The sequence below is a fragment of the Streptococcus oralis ATCC 35037 genome (assembly GCF_900637025.1).
Lineage (GTDB): Bacteria > Bacillota > Bacilli > Lactobacillales > Streptococcaceae > Streptococcus > Streptococcus oralis.
Window position 1 is genome coordinate 859,465 of record NZ_LR134336.1, and the last position, 14,733, is coordinate 874,197.

The window sequence follows — 14,733 nt, forward strand, 5'->3', positions numbered from 1 at the left end:
GACGTCGGAAGCGTTTACTATTTTTTTCTTTCATGATAGAATAGATAGTGAAAATAATATCATAAGGATGATAACATGAAAAAAGCTATATTAATGATGACCTTTGGATCTCCAGAGGAGATTAGTTTTGAAGGAGTAGCAGAATTTTTTACAAATATTCGTCGTGGTGTTAGACCCCAAGACCACGAGATTCAGACTCTCTATGACAACTATGTCCTTATCGGTGGGACGCCCTTGCAGCGGATTACACGTGAGGAGGTTGATTTAGTCAAGGAACGTTTAGGCGAGGAGTACGGTATCTACTTTGCCAATAAGTTTTCTCGGCCCTTTATCCCTGATGTGATCAAGCAGATGGAGTCTGATGGTATTGAAGAATGTATTTGTTTGATTTTGGAACCTCATTATTCCTTTTACTCAGTCATGGGGTATGAAAAGTTTTTGGAAAGCCAGCAGATCCGATTTTTAGTCATTAAGGACTGGTATCAACAACAGCCTTTGCTGGACTTCTGGACAGATGAGATTGAAAAAATTTTACGAAACCATGTGGGAGAAGAATCTTTCAAGGTAATCTTTTCAGCTCACAGTGTTCCCATTTTTGCCTTGGATTATGGAGATCCTTATATCGATCAGATTTTCGATAATAGCAAGCTCATTGCTGAACAACTCGGCCTAACAGCCGACCAGTATACCAATACTTGGCAGAGCGAAAGCGATATTGGAATCCCTTGGATCAAGCCAGATGTCTTAGAATATTTACGAGAACAAAAGCAACATCCAGAGCATTATATTTTTGTCCCGATTAGCTTTATCAGTGAGCACATCGAAGTCTTGTTTGATAACGATGTGGAATGTTATGAGTTGTGTCAAGAATTAGGTGTCACCTACCATCGTCCACCTATGCCCAATACAGATAGCCGTTTAATTGACGCTTTAGTTGCTACTGTACGAGCCAATGAAGACAAAGAATTTAAAGCTTTTCTCCCAGAAGAAGAAACCTTCGATGAGTTAGCGCCTTCGGCAACTACAAAGGACATCATGGAGGAGACAGACGACCTTCAGATGCCAGAATTTGTCAAAAAGCTCATTGAGAAAAAAGGCCGTGAAAATGTGAAGATGCCTTACTTGATTAAGAAAATGCTCGAAAAAGCTGGGAAGTTACCAAAAGAGTAAAGAAAAAAGGATTTAGCTTTAAGCTAAATCCTTTATCTGTTTTATTTTTTCTCAAGAAGAGCTTTGATTTCTTGAAGAACTTCAAGTTCAGTTGGAGCAGCAGGTGCTTCCTCAACTACTTCCTCTTTCTTACGAAGGTTTTGCGCTTTTTCCATAGCTTTAATAACGAAGAAAAGCACAGTACCTACAACGAGAAAGTTGATAATAGCACTCAAGAATTTACCATATGTAACACCATTCCATGCAAGCTCAGCGATGTTTTGTACTTTCGCAGCTTCCAAAGCTGGGTTCAATAGAAGTGGAGTGATGATATCGTTAACAAATGAAGTAACGATAGCACCAAATGCAGAGGCAATGATCACACCGACAGCGAGGTCAACGACATTACCACGAAGCAAGAATTCTTTAAGATCCTTTAACATTTTCATAAATTCCTTTCCTAATTTTCTAATTTATTATATCCTAAATTGTGACAAAAAGCAACTTGAACGCTCAAAGTGGTCAGTTGTTTCCTTTAAAAATATAGATTTTGCTGAAAATATAGTTTAAAATGATGATCAAGATTTGTGCTAGAATAGTTTCAATCGTATTAACCCTATCTATATTAAATTCGACAAACTGGCCAATAATATCAGGGAAAGTTGTAACAAAGATATAAGTTAAAAGAACGTCAAGACCAAGAGTAGAAAGACGAGCTAAGAAAAACTTAGCCAGGCGGGTTGGCCAATTCCTTCTCTCTTGTTTAAAGACGATTGTATCATTTGTGAGAAAGGCAAAGAGAATCCCGATAATATTTGCGAGGGCAGTTGCGAGGATTTCCTGGTGGCTGATATGGTAAATAACCAAACGTGATACAATAGAAACCAGAGTAGTAGCGCCACCAAAAAAAAGATAGGCAAGGATTTCATTATCAAAGAAAGCTTTTATTTGATTTTTCATGATTTTAGTATAGCATAAAGTCATATATTGTGCTATACTGGTAAGGTTGATAACCTCAACCCTTGGTGCTTAGCTTCTTTCACCAAGCATATTTTACGCGGGAAACCGCTAAAGGAGAAAACATGAAAAAATTAACTGTTCGTGACATGGCAGACATCGCTATCGTTGCTGCGATCTATGTAGTTTTGACTATTACGCCACCAATCAATGTTCTTAGTTTTGGGGCGTATCAGTTCCGTATTTCAGAAATGTTGAATTTCTTGGCCTTTTACAACCCTAAATATATCATCGGTGTGACAATTGGATGTATGATTGCTAATTTATTTAGTAGTTTTGGCCTAATAGATGTCTTTGTCGGTGGAGGTTCTACCCTAGTTTTCCTTAGTCTAGGGGTATTGCTCTTTGCAAAATACAGCAAAGATTACCTCTTTAACGGATTGATTCGAAAAGATCATTTCTTCTTTTCAATCCTCTTCTCCATTTCAATGATTACCATTGCAGCTGAACTCCATATCTTGACAGAAGCTCCCTTCTTCTTCACATGGTTCTCTACTGGAATTGGTGAGTTTGCATCACTTATAGTGGGAGCGATTTTGATTGGTAAATTGGGACAGCGAATCGATCTAACAAAATAAGAAGTTTATAAGCTAGATTCTTGCTAAATCTAGCTTTTTTCATTCCATAAAATTAAAAGAGAGCGCTTGACAAGAACATAGAACTATAGTATACTTTTTAGGTAAGCTGATTTAGCTCAGTTGGCAGAGCGCATCCATGGTAAGGATGAGGTCGCCGGTTCAATCCCGGCAATTAGCATTAAATAGATACAAAAACTCTTATTTACAAGGGTTTTTGTTATGTCTGCCCCAAATTTTTCAAAGATATTTCTTATGCACCTGTATAAATGAAGCAAAGAGTTTTGGCTGTTGACAAAAGTGACTCTATCTAGTAGAATAGTAGATGCGATGAGTCGATAGGCAGTCTTCGGACTGCTATTGAGCATAAGGAGGTCACAACGCAGGAGCGGACCTTGATGAGTTGTGTGAACCTGCTCATCACATGAAGATGCCTCTTAGTCCCTGGTCAATGACTAGGGATTTTTAGTTTTCAGAAAATATAGTCTAAAAATGCTTTTCAATTTCTGGAAAAAGTAGTATAATACATCTATTATAGAAATTTTTAGAAAATTCCGAAAGAGGTTATTTATGGGATATACAGTTGCTGTAGTCGGCGCGACAGGTGCTGTCGGAGCTCAGATGATAAAAATGTTGGAAGAATCAACACTTCCAATCGATAAAATTCGTTACCTTGCTTCTGCACGTTCAGCAGGCAAAACTTTGAAATTTAAAGACCAAGATATTACGATTGAAGAAACAACTGAGACAGCCTTTGAGGGTGTTGATATTGCACTCTTCTCAGCAGGTGGTTCGACATCAGCTAAGTATGCACCATACGCAGTTCAAGCTGGGGCAGTAGTAGTAGATAACACATCTTATTTCCGTCAAAATCCAGATGTTCCTTTGGTTGTTCCAGAGGTCAATGCTCATGCACTTGATGCCCACAACGGAATCATTGCCTGCCCTAACTGTTCAACAATCCAAATGATGGTGGCTCTTGAGCCTGTTCGTCAAACATGGGGCTTGGATCGTATCATCGTTTCAACTTACCAAGCAGTCTCTGGTGCAGGTATGGGAGCTATTCTTGAAACACAACGTGAACTTCGTGAAGTCTTGAATGATGGTGTGAATCCACGTGATTTGCATGCGGAAATCTTGCCTTCAGGTGGTGACAAGAAACACTATCCTATCGCCTTTAACGCTCTTCCGCAAATCGATGTCTTCACAGACAATGATTACACTTACGAAGAGATGAAGATGACCAAGGAAACGAAGAAAATCATGGAAGATGACAGCATCGCAGTGTCTGCAACATGTGTTCGTATTCCAGTCTTATCAGCTCACTCTGAGTCAGTTTATATCGAAACAAAAGAAGTGGCCCCAATCGAAGAAGTGAAAGCAGCTATCGCAGCCTTCCCAGGTGCAGTTCTTGAAGATGATGTAGCTCATCAAATCTATCCACAAGCCATCAATGCAGTTGGTTCACGTGATACCTTTGTTGGTCGTATCCGTAAAGACTTGGATGCAGAAAAAGGAATCCACATGTGGGTTGTTTCAGATAACCTTCTCAAAGGTGCTGCCTGGAACTCAGTTCAGATTGCAGAAACGCTTCATGAACGTGGATTGGTTCGTCCAACAGCTGAGTTGAAATTTGAATTAAAATAGTCATATCGTTTAGGAGTTCAGATGAACTCCTTCTTTGAAATAGAGAGGTGTTTCTCATGTCTTATCAAGATTTAAAAGAGTGTAAAATCATCACAGCCTTTATTACCCCTTTCCATGAGGATGGTTCCATCAACTTTGATGCCATTCCAGCCTTGATTGAGCATTTATTGGCCCATCACACAGACGGCATTCTCCTAGCTGGAACAACTGCTGAGAGTCCAACTTTGACTCACGATGAAGAGTTGGAACTCTTTGCAGCTGTACAAAAGATTGTTAATGGACGTGTTCCTTTGATTGCGGGTGTAGGTACCAATGATACCCGAGACTCAATTGAGTTTGTCAAAGAAGTCGCAGACTTTGGCGGTTTCGCTGCTGGGCTTGCAATCGTACCTTACTACAACAAACCTTCACAAGAAGGCATGTATCAGCACTTTAAAGCGATTGCAGATGCTTCTGACCTACCGATTATCATCTATAACATTCCAGGGCGTGTGGTTGTCGAATTGACTCCAGAAACCATGCTTCGTTTGGCTGACCACCCAAATATCATCGGTGTTAAGGAATGTACTAGCTTGGCTAATATGGCTTACTTGATTGAACACAAGCCAGAAGAATTTTTGATTTATACTGGTGAGGATGGAGACGCTTTCCATGCTATGAATCTTGGTGCGGATGGGGTTATTTCTGTTGCCTCCCATACAAATGGAGATGAGATGCACGAGATGCTCACTGCCATTGCAGAAAGCGATATGAAGAAAGCAGCAGCTATTCAACGTAAATTCATTCCTAAGGTCAACGCCCTCTTCTCTTATCCAAGTCCTGCTCCAGTTAAGGCTGTTTTGAACTATATGGGATTTGAAGCTGGACCAACTCGATTACCTCTAGTTCCAGCACCAGAAGAAGATGCTAAACGCATTATCAAAGTTGTCGTAGATGGCGACTACGAAGCGACCAAGGCAACTGTAACAGGTGTTTTAAGACCAGATTACTAATAAAGACAATAAAATCCATGACCGCAAGAAGGATCATGGATTTTTCTTATTTTCCTAAACAGAATTGGCTAAAGAGTTGGGTGATGAGTTCATCAGGTGCGGCATCTCCAGTGATTTCTCCGAGAATTTCCCAAGTACGAGTCAAATCTACTTGAAGAAGATCAACTGGCATACCCAGTTCCAGCCCTTCATTAACAGCTTGTAGGCTTTCAACTGCTTTTTCAATCAAGGAAATATGACGGGCATTTGACAAGTAAGTAGCATCTTGCTCGACCAAACCAGCATTTTCAAAGAAGAGGTTGTTAATGCGTTCTTCAATCTTATCGATGTTTCGATTTTTAAGGACTGAAATGCGGATGATATCTTCTGGAAGTTCCTCTGTTTCAATAGCTTCTTGCAGGTCAGTTTTGTTGAGGAGAATGATTCGATTAGTATCTTGACTAATTTCAAGAAGTTGTCGGTCTTGGGCAGTTAGAGGTTCGCTAGCATTTAAGACAAGCAGGACCAAGTCAGCTTCCTTGAGGGCTTTTCTAGAACGTTCGACACCGATTTGTTCCACGATGTCATCTGTTTCACGGATACCAGCTGTATCAATCAATTTTAGAGGAACCCCATTGATGTTGACGTATTCTTCGATGACATCACGGGTGGTACCAGCGATGTCCGTTACAATAGCCTTGTCTTCACGAAGGAGATTGTTGAGGAGACTGGATTTCCCAACATTGGGACGGCCGATAATGGCAGTGGAAATTCCCTCACGAAGGATTTTACCACGACGAGCTGTTCTAAGGAGATTGGTTAGCAATTGCTCAAACTCCATAGTTTTCTCACGGACGACTGCAGTAGTGGCTTCCTCAACATCGTCATACTCAGGATAGTCGATATTGACCTCAACTTGGGCAAGTGTATTGAGGATTTCTTGGCGAGTATTATTAATGAGGTCAGAAAGAGAACCGTCCAATTGTTTGACTGCGATATTCATGGCCTTGTCTGTCTTAGCACGGATGATGTCCATCACTGCCTCAGCCTGTGTCAAGTCCACGCGACCGTTTAGAAAGGCGCGTTTGGTAAATTCACCAGGTTCTGCTAACCGAGCTCCTTCACGGATAGCTAGTTGGAGAATCTCATTGGTCACCGCAATCCCACCGTGAGTGTTAATCTCGATAATATCCTCACGAGTGAAGGTCTTTGGAGACTTCATAGCTCCAACCATAACTTCGTCCATGACCTTCCCTGTCTGCGGGTCAATAATGTGACCGTAGTTGAGGGTATGGCTTGCAACCTTGCTCAAGTCTTTTCCTTTAAAAATCTTTTGCGCAATGGCAAAACTATCTGTTCCGCTCAGGCGGACAATACCAATGGCTCCTTCACCTAGTGGAGTAGAGATAGCAGCGATGGTATCAAATTCACGTGTAATCATACTATTTCCTTTTGTATTTCTTTTCTTAGGATAGGTATCCAAGCATCTCTTCAAATTGTAACAAAATTAGACTATTTCTTCAATGGATGCTACTTGGAGATTGAAAAAGCCTAAGCAATTCTGCTTAAGCTGGTTTATTTGGTGCGCATTTCCCCTTGAGGAAAGTAAGTTCCTTCTGGCATGTCGTTGATGATGACATGAACAGCTGATTGAGGTGCTCCAGTGTTGCGGACAACAGCTTCCGTTACTTCCTTAGCAAGAGCTTTCTTTTGATCGAGCGTGCGACCTTCAAATAAATCGATGCGTACAAATGGCATAATAGCTTCCTCCACTAGTTTTTGATTTCTTCTATTTTACCACATTTTGCCGTTTAAAGCTTCAGAAAATTATGATATACTAGAATGTAGCAAAAATTTAGAAATGGACGTGAAATAATAGCATGGCACAGTTGTATTATCGTTATGGGACCATGAACTCTGGTAAGACGATTGAGATTCTCAAGGTGGCCTATAACTACGAGGAGCAAGGAAAGGGAGTTGTGATTATGACTTCGGCTCTGGATACGCGTGACGGTGTTGGCTATGTGTCGAGCCGAATCGGCATGAAACGCCCAGCCATTGCGATTGAGGAAACGACGGATATCTTCGGCTATATCCGAGACTTACCTGAGAAACCTTACTGTGTGTTGGTCGATGAGGCCCAGTTTCTCAAGCGTCACCATGTTTACGACCTAGCTCGTGTTGTCGATGAGTTAGACATACCTGTCATGGCTTTTGGTTTGAAGAATGACTTTCGCAATGAATTGTTCGAAGGTTCCAAATATCTCTTGCTCTTAGCAGACAAGATTGACGAAATCAAGACCATTTGTCAGTACTGTAAGAAAAAGGCGACTATGGTGTTGCGTACGCAGGATGGTGTGCCAGTCTATGATGGCGAACAAATTCAGATCGGTGGAAATGAAACCTATATCTCAGTCTGCCGAAAACATTATTTTGCGCCTGAAATCAATAAGGAGAATGAAGAAAAATGAACATCTATGATCAACTACAAGCTGTAGAAGACCGTTATGAAGAATTAGGAGAATTGCTCAGTGACCCTGATGTCGTTTCAGACACCAAGCGATTCATGGAGCTTTCAAAAGAAGAGGCTTCAACTCGTGATACGGTAACAGCCTACCGTGAGTACAAACAAGTTCTTCAAAACATCGTTGATGCCGAAGAGATGATTAAGGAATCAGGCGGAGATGTGGACTTGGAAGAAATGGCCAAGCAAGAATTGAAAGATGCCAAGGCTGAAAAAGAAGAGTATGAAGAAAAATTGAAAATCTTGCTCCTTCCAAAGGATCCAAACGATGACAAGAACATCATCCTTGAAATCCGTGGAGCAGCTGGTGGAGATGAAGCAGCGCTCTTCGCTGGAGACCTTCTAACCATGTACCAAAAGTATGCAGAAGCCCAAGGCTGGCGCTTTGAAGTCATGGAAGCTTCTATGAATGGTGTCGGTGGTTTCAAGGAAGTGGTTGCTATGGTTTCTGGTCAATCTGTATATTCTAAGCTTAAGTACGAATCTGGGGCCCACCGTGTGCAACGTGTCCCTGTGACAGAGAGCCAAGGCCGTGTCCACACCTCAACAGCGACAGTTCTAATCATGCCTGAAGTGGAAGAAGTAGAGTACGATATTGATCCAAAAGACCTTCGTGTTGACATCTACCACGCATCTGGTGCTGGTGGTCAGAACGTCAACAAGGTTGCGACTGCCGTTCGTATTGTTCACTTGCCGACCAATATCAAGGTTGAGATGCAGGAAGAACGTACCCAGCAGAAAAACCGTGAGAAGGCTATGAAGATTATTCGTGCGCGTGTGGCTGACCATTTTGCTCAGATTGCCCAAGATGAACAAGACGCTGAGCGTAAGTCGACAATCGGTACTGGTGACCGTTCAGAACGTATCCGTACTTACAATTTCCCACAAAACCGTGTCACAGACCACCGTATTGGATTGACCCTCCAAAAACTAGATACCATCTTGTCTGGTAAATTGGATGAAGTTGTGGATGCCTTGGTTCTTTATGACCAAACACAAAAATTAGAAGAATTAAACAAATAATGAAATTAGCTCAATTATTTTCAGATTTTGAAGAAGAGTTGATGAGACAAGGAGAGGAAGCAGAAAGCCTCTCTTTTGTCTACCGTAGCCTAAAAAATCTCTCTTTTACGGACTTTGTCTTTGCTCTTCAGCAGGAAGTGACAAAAGAGGAAGAAAATTTTGTAGAAGAAATTTACCAGCAGTTAGTGGCTCACAAACCGGCGCAGTACATCATTGGTCACGCAGAATTTTTTGGAATGCAGTTAAAAGTAGATGAGCGGGTTTTGATTCCTCGTCCAGAGACAGAAGAGTTGGTGGAACTCATCCTCACAGAAAATCCTGAGGAAAATCTTAAGGTCCTAGATATTGGAACTGGAAGTGGTGCCATAGCCCTCGCACTAGCAAAAAACAGACCAGATTGGTCAGTGACAGCAGCAGATATTTCACAAGAGGCTTTGCAGCTTGCATCTGAGAATGCCAAAAATCAAAATCTTAATATATTTTTTAAAAAATCTGATTGTTTTGCAGAAATTTCTGAAAAATATGATATAATTGTATCCAATCCACCCTATATCTCTCGTGAAGATGAGTCAGAGGTTGGTTTGAATGTTTTGCATTCAGAACCTCATCTAGCTCTCTTTGCAGATGAGGATGGCCTAGCTATTTATCGCAGAATTGCGGAAGATGCAAAAGACTATCTCACAGATGGTGGTAAGATTTACCTTGAAATTGGATACAAGCAAGGTCAAAGTGTTCCTGCGCTTTTTAGGAAATATCTTCCTGAAAAACGAGTACGAACACTCAAAGACCAATTTGGTCAAGATAGGATGGTTGTAGTTGATGATGGACAGGATTAGACAAGAGTTGGAAAAGGGCGGAGCTGTTGTTTTGCCTACAGAGACAGTTTATGGTCTCTTTGCTAAGGCCTTAGACGAAAAAGCTGTCGACCATGTTTACAAACTCAAACGTCGTCCTAGAGATAAGGCACTCAATCTTAATGTCGCTTTTCTAGAGGACATCTTGCACTTTTCAAAGAATCAGCCAACTTATCTACAAAAGCTTGTAGAGGCCTTTTTACCGGGTCCCTTGACCATTATCCTCGAAGCCAATGACCGAGTTCCCTATTGGGTCAACTCTGGTCTTGCAACTGTCGGATTTCGGATGCCGAGTCACCCCATTACACTTGATTTGATTCGAGAGACAGGTCCTTTGATTGGGCCGTCTGCCAATATCTCGGGTCAGGCGAGTGGCGTGACCTTTGCTCAAATTCTAGAGGATTTTGACCAAGAGGTTTTGGGACTGGAGGACGACGCTTTTCTAACTGGACAGGATTCGACGATTTTGGATTTGTCTGGAGACAAGGTGAAAATCTTACGCCAGGGGGCGATTAAGCGAGAAGATATTCTTGCACAGTTGCCAGAGATTTCTTTTGAGGAGGAATGAGATGCTAAGAAATTTGCAAGAAACAGATGTGAATGCTATATGTGAGATTAACCAAGAGGCTTTGGGCTATTCTTTTAGTTCAGAGGACACAGCTAGTCAACTAGCTAGACTGTCTCAGGATTCTCATCATTTCCTACTTGGCTATGAGGATGAGGTCAGCCATGTCCTACTTGGATATGTCCATGCTGAAGTTTATGAATCCCTCTATTCCAAAGCAGGATTTAATATTTTAGGCTTAGCAGTTTCGCCTCAAGCACAAGGACGAGGTATCGGTAAAAGCTTACTGCAAGGGTTGGATCAAGAAGCAAAAAGACGGGGTTATGGGTTTATCCGCTTAAACTCTGCTGATCATCGTCTGGGAGCTCATGCATTTTATGAAAAAGTTGGTTATACTTGTGATAAAGTGCAGAAACGGTTTATTCGCATCTTTTAGTATAATTTCTTAAACTAAAGGACCAGTCACACTATAAAGGAGAAGACCTATGATTTTTGATAAAGACGATTTTAAAGCATACGATGCTGATCTCTGGAATGCTATTGCCAAAGAAGAAGAACGCCAACAAAACAATATCGAGTTGATTGCTTCGGAAAACGTGGTTTCCAAGGCTGTTATGGCAGCTCAAGGGTCTATCTTGACAAACAAATATGCCGAGGGTTACCCAGGACGCCGTTATTATGGTGGAACTGATGTAGTAGACGTGGTAGAAACTCTAGCTATTGAACGTGCAAAAGAAATTTTCGGTGCTAAATTCGCCAATGTCCAACCTCACTCAGGAAGCCAAGCCAACTGTGCAGCATATATGGCTTTGATTGAGCCTGGTGACACTGTAATGGGAATGGATTTGGCAGCAGGTGGACACTTGACCCACGGAGCTCCAGTTAGCTTCTCTGGTCAAACCTACAACTTTGTTTCTTACAGTGTTGATCCTGAAACGGAACTCTTGGACTTTGATGCTATCTTGAAACAAGCCCAAGAAGTAAAACCAAAACTAATCGTAGCAGGTGCTTCAGCCTATTCTCAAATTATTGATTTTTCAAAATTCCGTGAAATCGCAGATGCTGTTGGGGCGAAGCTCATGGTCGATATGGCCCATATCGCTGGTTTGGTTGCGACCGGTCTTCACCCAAGCCCAGTGCCATATGCTCATATCACTACAACAACGACCCACAAAACCCTTCGTGGACCACGTGGTGGCTTGATTTTGACAAATGATGAAGATCTAGCTAAGAAAATCAACTCAGCTATTTTCCCAGGTATTCAAGGTGGTCCTTTGGAGCATGTTGTCGCTGCTAAGGCTGTTTCCTTCAAAGAAGTTTTGGACCCAGCCTTCAAGGAATATGCTGCTAATGTCATCAAAAACAGCAAGGCTATGGTTGAAGTCTTCTTGCAAGACCCTGATTTCCGTATCATTTCTGGTGGTACTGAAAATCACCTCTTCCTAGTGGATGTAACCAAGGTTGTAGAAAACGGAAAAGTTGCTCAAAACTTGCTGGATGAAGTCAATATTACCCTAAATAAAAACTCAATTCCATACGAAACCTTGTCACCATTCAAGACAAGTGGAATTCGTATCGGAGCAGCAGCCATCACTGCACGTGGATTTGGTGAAGAAGAAAGCCGTAAAGTGGCTGAACTCATCATTAAAACCCTTAAGAATGCAGAAAATGAAGCTGTCTTAGAAGAAGTGAGAAGTGAAGTCAAAGCGTTGACAGATGCCTTCCCACTATACGAGGACTAATACTTTTATGGACATTTATATTAAGAAAGCTATTATCCATCAGTTCAGCCCAGATGATACTGAGCTGTTTCTAGCGGATAAATTTCTCAATATCACTCCAAAAATCGAAGAATACCTGCGCAAAAAAATTGAACGCGTGTATTCAGATGAAGCCAAGACTGGGATTTTCGAAGAAGAAAATCCCTTCTTCAATCACATCACAGATGATTTGTTGGAGACATCAGTAACACTGGCTAATCTCTGGAAAGAGGAGTTTAGCATTTCTGAAAATCTCAAGACCAATGACTTGGTTTTTGTTCAGTTTTCTAAAGAAGGCGTTGAACATTTCGCTTTCTTGCGAATTGCTCTACGTGAGACCTTGACCCACCTTGGTGGAGAAGTTGATAACCCAATCAAGCTAACTCAGAATAACCTTCCTGGATTTGGAACAGGGGCTGATGAGGCTTTGGTGGTCAATCTTCAAAGTCGCAAGTACCATCTCATCGAAAAACGAATCAAGTACAATGGGACTTTCTTGAATTATTTTTCAGACAATCTCCTAGCTGTTGCACCTAAGATTTCGCCAAAAAAATCCATCAAGGAACTGGAAAAAACGGCCCAGAGAATTGCTGAAACTTTTAACACAGATGATTTTCAATTTCAATCTAAGGTCAAATCAGCGATTTTTAACAATCTGGAAGAAAACAATGAACTGTCACCTGAAAAATTGGCTAATGACCTTTTTGACAACAATCTGACAGCTCGTTTGAGCTTTATCGACCTAGTCAAGGAAGCCGTACCAGAACCAGTCCAGTTCGATGAAATTGATGCTAGTCGCCAATTAAAGAAATTTGAAAATCAAAAACTTTCCTTGTCAAATGGAATTGAACTCATCGTTCCAAATAATGTTTACCAAGACGCAGAATCGGTCGAGTTTATCCAAAATGACAATGGCACCTATTCTATCTTAATCAAAAATATCGAGGATATTCAAAGTAAATAATGTTTAAATTTATAAGAAGAGTGCTTGTGCTAGCAGTCTTCCTTTTAGCAGGATACAAAGCTTATCATATCCATCAGGATGTTAAACAAGTCATGACCTACCAACCCATGGTTCGAGAAATCTTGAGCGAAAGAGATACTCCAGCCAATGAAGAGTTGGTGCTCGCCATGATTTATACCGAAACGAAGGGAAAAGAGCGGGATGTCATGCAGTCTAGTGAGTCTGCTAGTGGCGCTACCAATACCATCAATGACGATGCCTCTAGTATTCGCCAAGGGATACAAACACTAACAGATAACCTCTATTTGGCACAGAGCAAAGGAGTAGATGTCTGGACCGCCGTTCAAGCCTATAATTTTGGACCTGCCTATATCGACTTTATCGCTCAAAATGGCAAGGAAAATACTCTGGCATTAGCCAAGCGTTACTCCCGAGAAACGGTCGCTCCAATCCTTGGTAATACTACAGGGAAGACCTACACCTATATTAACCCTATTTCTATCTTTCACGGTGCCGAACTCTATGAAAATGGTGGAAATTATTACTACTCGAGACAGGTTCGCTTTAATCTCTATATCATGAAATTCTTTAATTTCTTCTAAACATCTGGTTTGACCAGGTGTTTTTCACTATAAGTTTTCTTTAAGATTGTTTTATTACCCTAGAAAGGTAAAGGAGGGAATACCCCATGAGAAAGAAATTCTTTCTAACAAGTGCTGCAATATTGTGGGCTGCAACAGCTATGACGAGTGTCCACGCAGCAACAGATGTTCAAAAAGTAATCGATGAAACCTATGTACAACCCGAATATGTCCTAGGTTCTTCTCTATCTGAAGACCAGAAAAATCAAACTCTTAGCAAACTTGGCTATGACGCATCAAAAGACACCAAAGATATCAAAACTATGACACCTGATATCTATTCGAAAATTATGAATGTGGCTAATGATGCTAGTCTACAGCTCTATTCTTCAGCTAAGATTCAAAAGCTAGGAGATAAGTCGCCTCTAGAGGTCAAGATTGAAACGCCTGAAAATATCACCAAGGTGACGCAGGATATGTACCGTAACGCAGCAGTGACGCTGGGAGTGGAGCATGCCAAAATCACAGTTGCAGCTCCTATTCCAGTTACAGGTGAGAGCGCCCTTGCAGGGATTTACTACTCGTTAGAGGCCAATGGTGCTAAAGTACCGCAAGCCAATAAAGACTTGGCCCAAGAGGAGCTAAAAGCCTTATCAGATATCAATGCTGAAAACAAGGACAAGTCAGGCTACGATGCCAATAAACTCAATGTCGCTTTGGCAGATATCAAGGCAGGAATCGCAAAGGCAAAAGAAGCCAAAGGCAATCTGACAGAAGAAGATGTTCGCAAAATTGTAGAAGACACACTAAAAAACTACAAACTCGATCAGGTTATAACAGGAAACCAGGTCAATATCATCATCAATTTTGCACTCAACCTTTCAAAGAGTGACATTTTGAACAATGCTGATTTCACTAAAACCCTAAATGACCTCAAGGAAAGTATTGTTTCCCAAGCTGGAGATAGTTTTAAAAATATCAATCTCAACTTTGATGCCAATAAAGCGCTGGAAGACGGGGGCAACTTCTTTAGCTCCCTTTGGCAAGCCATTGTCAACTTCTTCAAGAGTTTTGGTGCTTAGGTCATTTCATGATATAATAGA

The 14,733-nt window shown here is 41.3% G+C and carries 17 protein-coding genes, 1 tRNA gene and 1 riboswitch; of the genes, 14 read left to right on the forward strand and 4 right to left on the reverse strand.

All coding sequences use genetic code 11. The annotated features are described in order from the left end of the window. The first annotated feature begins 75 nt into the window (after nucleotides 1–75). Nucleotides 76–1,170 carry a ferrochelatase gene (hemH, locus tag EL140_RS04305; protein ID WP_000709219.1) on the forward strand — a complete coding sequence of 365 codons (1,095 nt, stop codon included), beginning with the start codon at nucleotides 76–78 and terminating at the stop codon, nucleotides 1,168–1,170. A 41-nt stretch (nucleotides 1,171–1,211) separates the two neighbouring features. Here hemH and mscL read toward each other — a convergent pair whose 3' ends face one another. Continuing rightward, entirely contained in the window at nucleotides 1,212–1,592 is a 381-nt protein-coding gene (gene mscL / locus EL140_RS04310) for a large conductance mechanosensitive channel protein MscL (RefSeq protein WP_000910206.1), read from the reverse strand. A 79-nt stretch (nucleotides 1,593–1,671) separates the two neighbouring features. After that, complete coding sequence (locus EL140_RS04315; RefSeq protein WP_002874529.1) at nucleotides 1,672–2,109, reverse strand: GtrA family protein; 438 nt, start codon at nucleotides 2,107–2,109, stop codon at nucleotides 1,672–1,674. 28 nt (nucleotides 2,110–2,137) lie between these two features. Continuing rightward, a riboswitch (PreQ1 riboswitch) is annotated at nucleotides 2,138–2,234 on the forward strand. On the opposite strand from EL140_RS04315, the gene EL140_RS04320 reads away from it, so the two are divergent. The 4 genes from EL140_RS04320 (at nucleotide 2,232) to dapA (ending at nucleotide 5,380) form a co-directional block, all read left to right on the forward strand. After that, nucleotides 2,232–2,744 (forward strand): QueT transporter family protein, encoded by a 513-nt coding sequence (locus tag EL140_RS04320; RefSeq protein WP_000737303.1) that lies wholly within the window; start codon nucleotides 2,232–2,234, stop codon nucleotides 2,742–2,744. Its footprint overlaps the riboswitch before it by 3 nt. A 105-nt stretch (nucleotides 2,745–2,849) precedes the next feature. Continuing rightward, a tRNA-Thr gene (locus EL140_RS04325) sits at nucleotides 2,850–2,922 on the forward strand. Nucleotides 2,923–3,311: 389 nt separating this feature from the next. Further along, on the forward strand, nucleotides 3,312–4,388 hold the full coding sequence (locus EL140_RS04330; RefSeq protein WP_000542496.1) for an aspartate-semialdehyde dehydrogenase: 1,077 nt from the start codon (nucleotides 3,312–3,314) through the stop codon (nucleotides 4,386–4,388). 56 nt (nucleotides 4,389–4,444) lie between these two features. Then, complete coding sequence (gene dapA, locus EL140_RS04335) at nucleotides 4,445–5,380, forward strand: 4-hydroxy-tetrahydrodipicolinate synthase (protein WP_000121601.1); 936 nt, start codon at nucleotides 4,445–4,447, stop codon at nucleotides 5,378–5,380. Between the two features lie 46 nt (nucleotides 5,381–5,426). On the opposite strand, the gene mnmE is transcribed toward dapA, so the two are convergent. Together mnmE and EL140_RS04345 are read right to left on the reverse strand one after the other, a co-directional pair. Next, nucleotides 5,427–6,800, reverse strand: coding sequence for a tRNA uridine-5-carboxymethylaminomethyl(34) synthesis GTPase MnmE (gene mnmE, locus EL140_RS04340; protein WP_000632735.1), 1,374 nt, complete (start codon nucleotides 6,798–6,800; stop codon nucleotides 5,427–5,429). 134 nt (nucleotides 6,801–6,934) lie between these two features. Then, nucleotides 6,935–7,117, reverse strand: a complete 183-nt coding sequence (locus EL140_RS04345; protein ID WP_001117394.1) for a 4-oxalocrotonate tautomerase — start codon at nucleotides 7,115–7,117, stop codon at nucleotides 6,935–6,937. Nucleotides 7,118–7,239: 122 nt separating this feature from the next. On the opposite strand from EL140_RS04345, the gene EL140_RS04350 reads away from it, so the two are divergent. The 9 genes from EL140_RS04350 (at nucleotide 7,240) to EL140_RS04390 (ending at nucleotide 14,712) form a co-directional block, all read left to right on the forward strand. Continuing rightward, complete coding sequence (locus tag EL140_RS04350; protein ID WP_000068127.1) at nucleotides 7,240–7,830, forward strand: thymidine kinase; 591 nt, start codon at nucleotides 7,240–7,242, stop codon at nucleotides 7,828–7,830. Continuing rightward, the gene (prfA, locus tag EL140_RS04355) at nucleotides 7,827–8,906 is read left to right on the forward strand and encodes a peptide chain release factor 1 (protein WP_001028817.1); all 1,080 of its coding nucleotides are present in this window, start codon (nucleotides 7,827–7,829) and stop codon (nucleotides 8,904–8,906) included. Before EL140_RS04350 ends, prfA begins: the two co-directional genes overlap by 4 nt. Beyond that, the gene (gene prmC, locus EL140_RS04360) at nucleotides 8,906–9,742 is read left to right on the forward strand and encodes a peptide chain release factor N(5)-glutamine methyltransferase (RefSeq protein WP_000761885.1); all 837 of its coding nucleotides are present in this window, start codon (nucleotides 8,906–8,908) and stop codon (nucleotides 9,740–9,742) included. Before prfA ends, prmC begins: the two co-directional genes overlap by 1 nt. Further along, the gene (locus EL140_RS04365) at nucleotides 9,726–10,328 is read left to right on the forward strand and encodes an L-threonylcarbamoyladenylate synthase (protein ID WP_000969272.1); all 603 of its coding nucleotides are present in this window, start codon (nucleotides 9,726–9,728) and stop codon (nucleotides 10,326–10,328) included. The genes prmC and EL140_RS04365 overlap by 17 nt, the downstream gene beginning before the upstream one ends. Before the next feature lies 1 nt (nucleotide 10,329). Continuing rightward, nucleotides 10,330–10,761: a GNAT family N-acetyltransferase gene (locus EL140_RS04370; RefSeq protein WP_000945729.1), complete on the forward strand. Its 432-nt coding sequence runs from the start codon at nucleotides 10,330–10,332 to the stop codon at nucleotides 10,759–10,761. Nucleotides 10,762–10,810: 49 nt separating this feature from the next. Further along, a complete protein-coding gene (gene glyA, locus EL140_RS04375; RefSeq protein ID WP_000575509.1) occupies nucleotides 10,811–12,067 on the forward strand; it encodes a serine hydroxymethyltransferase in 1,257 nt (418 codons plus the stop codon). A gap of 7 nt (nucleotides 12,068–12,074) precedes the next feature. Continuing rightward, the gene (locus EL140_RS04380; RefSeq protein ID WP_000356113.1) at nucleotides 12,075–13,049 is read left to right on the forward strand and encodes a nucleoid-associated protein; all 975 of its coding nucleotides are present in this window, start codon (nucleotides 12,075–12,077) and stop codon (nucleotides 13,047–13,049) included. Beyond that, nucleotides 13,049–13,651, forward strand: coding sequence for a lysozyme family protein (locus tag EL140_RS04385; protein ID WP_002874542.1), 603 nt, complete (start codon nucleotides 13,049–13,051; stop codon nucleotides 13,649–13,651). Before EL140_RS04380 ends, EL140_RS04385 begins: the two co-directional genes overlap by 1 nt. Nucleotides 13,652–13,737: 86 nt before the next feature. Continuing rightward, on the forward strand, nucleotides 13,738–14,712 hold the full coding sequence (locus EL140_RS04390) for a DUF1002 domain-containing protein (RefSeq protein WP_001227373.1): 975 nt from the start codon (nucleotides 13,738–13,740) through the stop codon (nucleotides 14,710–14,712). Nucleotides 14,713–14,733: the final 21 nt, after the last annotated feature.